This window comes from Halomonas sp. AOP43-A1-21 (assembly GCF_052376775.1).
Taxonomy (GTDB): domain Bacteria; phylum Pseudomonadota; class Gammaproteobacteria; order Pseudomonadales; family Halomonadaceae; genus Vreelandella; species Vreelandella colorata.
The window spans coordinates 1-2,490 of record NZ_JBQSWC010000076.1 but is presented as its reverse complement, the minus strand read 5'-3'; the positions used below and the strand labels follow the sequence as shown (position 1 = coordinate 2,490).

Sequence of the window (2,490 nt, the reverse complement as noted above, 5' to 3'; positions counted from 1 at the left end):
TTTGTGACAGCGTGGAAAACAGCTTTGAGCTTTACGGGTGGGCGCTGGTCACTGATGTGCAATTGGATAGCAAATGAGCTTTTGATGATAATTCTAAATAAGGTTTTGAGGTTACCCGCTTTTGGTGCTTTGATGATTTCATCATGACTGTATCTAACCAGGAGAATGCTGTCTCATCTCTCAGAATAGCCCTCCAGCGCAAACGGATTTAGAAACTGCCTACCCCATAGAAAGTCACGATCGACCTGGCTTAGGTCAGCCTCATCGCAAACAGCATCCCAATAATCATGGATGATCGCAATCTGGTGATTGATGATTTCACGGGCCTGAGTCCGGCTAAGACCGAGCCGCTCTGCGGCTGCCAAACAGTGGATTAGCTGACTGCGACGTTCCTGGTCATACAACAGCATCGCCTGGGTGGCTTCGCCACCGGTACGTGACTGCGGACAGATATCGTAGGCCGGAGTTAGTCGATAGTGCATACCATCCCAGAAGGCAGCATGATTACGTGCATGGTCGTCGGTATTTCCGCAAAGTACGTTGAAGACGATGCGGCTGAACAACTCGACCAGTGTTTTCCCCGGCTGGTTGAATTTAGATCGGATTCGATGGGCGAGATCTTCATAGCTGGCATAGCGGGCCATCATCTCGTCCAGACCGAGCAGCGTGAGAGCAGAGAGCACAATGTGTCTCCCCCAACCATCAGCTGTCTTCATTCTGTCGAAGCGTTCAATCAGCAGTACATCCTTGCCTAATGAGCGGGCCATCTTGATGGGCGCAACATCCAGCCCCGCCTGCTGGGCGAGCCGCATGGCGACAAATTCCGCCTTCACTACGCTGTAAAGGTCGGTACTAGAAGAGAACTTTGCCACCAATTTGCGATCCTGATCGTTCAACAGAGCCTTAGGGCGGGCACCGCCGATACTGCTGCCATGCTGAATGGCCAGGTCTAAGGCTGGGGGCAGCGGTTCTCCAGCCTCTACATACGCTGAGGCTTCTTGCAATTCATCCAAGGTGGCAACTTGGTTCTCTTGTGGTCGGTAGTCAGTGGGCGATTGCTGTAAATCTAACGCACCGATTCTATCCGAGCCAGATTCGAGCAGATAGACTAACTCATTGAAGTCGACACCATTAGCCTTATCGCCTTTTTGCCCCGTAAGACGGTTGATAATGACGCGTCGCCCCCAAGCGTCTGGTGAGGCGTCACGTAGGCAGGAAGGTAACGCACCGTCTACTTTCTCCTGGTTTCCGGGACGAAGGGGGAGCTCTTCGGGGAATAGGCTGATCGCATCAGGGCGTGTAAGGTAACTACGACCATAGGTAAAGCGATAGTGGTCTTGATCATCGCGTTCGACAAGACCGGCGACCACTGGAAATGTCTGTCTGGGAAGCCAGATCCAAACGTAGGCGCGTCGACTAGAAATCATCATCAATAGGCTCTTGTGGCTGGCGGTGAACCCGCTTGGGGAGCAATGTTAGCCGGTCTCGCTGGATCGTTTGTTCGCGGTTTAGTGTGTCCAGATCATTGGTGAATAGCGAAACGCCGACCAACGCCGCAGCTTCGAAATAAGTTCCAATAGCCACTCGGGATGAGCCTTTGGCGACCTGACGGATAGTGACCACGCCAACACCAACCCGATCAGCGAGCTCGTCGCGGGTCCACCCTTTATTGAGTCTACCCTCTTCGATCAGTCCGGCGAACAGACGCAGGGAGAGGGAGGCTTTAGGGCTGAGGGTAACATGCCGTGTTTTCATATCGACACTATAATATATATATCTTTTATTATCGACAATATAATGTCGATTTATTACATTTTTACCTTAGAGAACAACTTTGAGCCTTACTGGTGGGCGCTGGTCACTGATGGGTAATTGGATGGCAGATGAGGTTTTGAGGTTAACTGCTTTTGGTTCTTTGATGATGTCATCATTTTCTGCCCAGGCAGATGTTGCGATCGTAACCTGTAACATTAAGCACATAGGGTGGATTTACGGTAAGGACTTCGCGACTTTGGGTGAGATAGGCAACAGTTTCGATTTGCTCGCTGTGCAAGAAGTGATGAGGTAACTGCTCCCCGCCCTAATGGGTGGGGCTTCCCTCTTCAACGGCTGCTACCGACAACGTGGCGGATTTACGCGAGCTTCGATGGGCAAGTCCTTCAGCCTTCAACTTCAAGATACCTTGATGCTTGATCGTTGATGTCCCGGTCGTAACGTGTATGGCAGGTGGAGCGACTACTGAGACGCTTAAAACTTATGTTCAGTGGCACCAGGCACCAGACTAGAACTGCGAAGAAGGGGCTGAAAATCTGCATCTTTCGTTGGAGCAGGCATCGGGTGAACCTTGAGGATACGTGATGAGTCACCTGATCGGCCGCAGCAGCTAAAAAGAAGCGTATGTGTTTTTTGGGGTGAGAATCGTAAGTTTAAGCATCCGGTGGAGACGCTGTGTTTTTCGACGGTGCTGGTGTCTTTTCATAGGAGCCGTAC

General features: G+C 51.2%; 2 protein-coding genes. Both read right to left on the bottom strand.

Going from position 1 to position 2,490, the window contains the following annotated elements:
- Positions 1-173 precede the first annotated feature (173 nt).
- Complete coding sequence (locus tag ACT3R7_RS20560; protein ID WP_192536201.1) at positions 174-1,430, bottom strand: type II toxin-antitoxin system HipA family toxin; 1,257 nt, start codon at positions 1,428-1,430, stop codon at positions 174-176.
- Positions 1,417-1,755, bottom strand: coding sequence for a helix-turn-helix domain-containing protein (locus ACT3R7_RS20555; RefSeq protein WP_193057445.1), 339 nt, complete (start codon positions 1,753-1,755; stop codon positions 1,417-1,419). Before ACT3R7_RS20555 ends, ACT3R7_RS20560 begins: the two co-directional genes overlap by 14 nt.
- Positions 1,756-2,490 lie beyond the last annotated feature (735 nt).

Excerpts from the sequence above, each read along its gene's own strand:
- ACT3R7_RS20560 (WP_192536201.1), bottom strand. The coding sequence starts at position 1,430 with ATGATGATTTCTAGTCGACGCGCCTACGTTTGGATCTGGCTTCCCAGA.
- ACT3R7_RS20555 (WP_193057445.1), bottom strand. The coding sequence starts at position 1,755 with ATGAAAACACGGCATGTTACCCTCAGCCCTAAAGCCTCCCTCTCCCTG.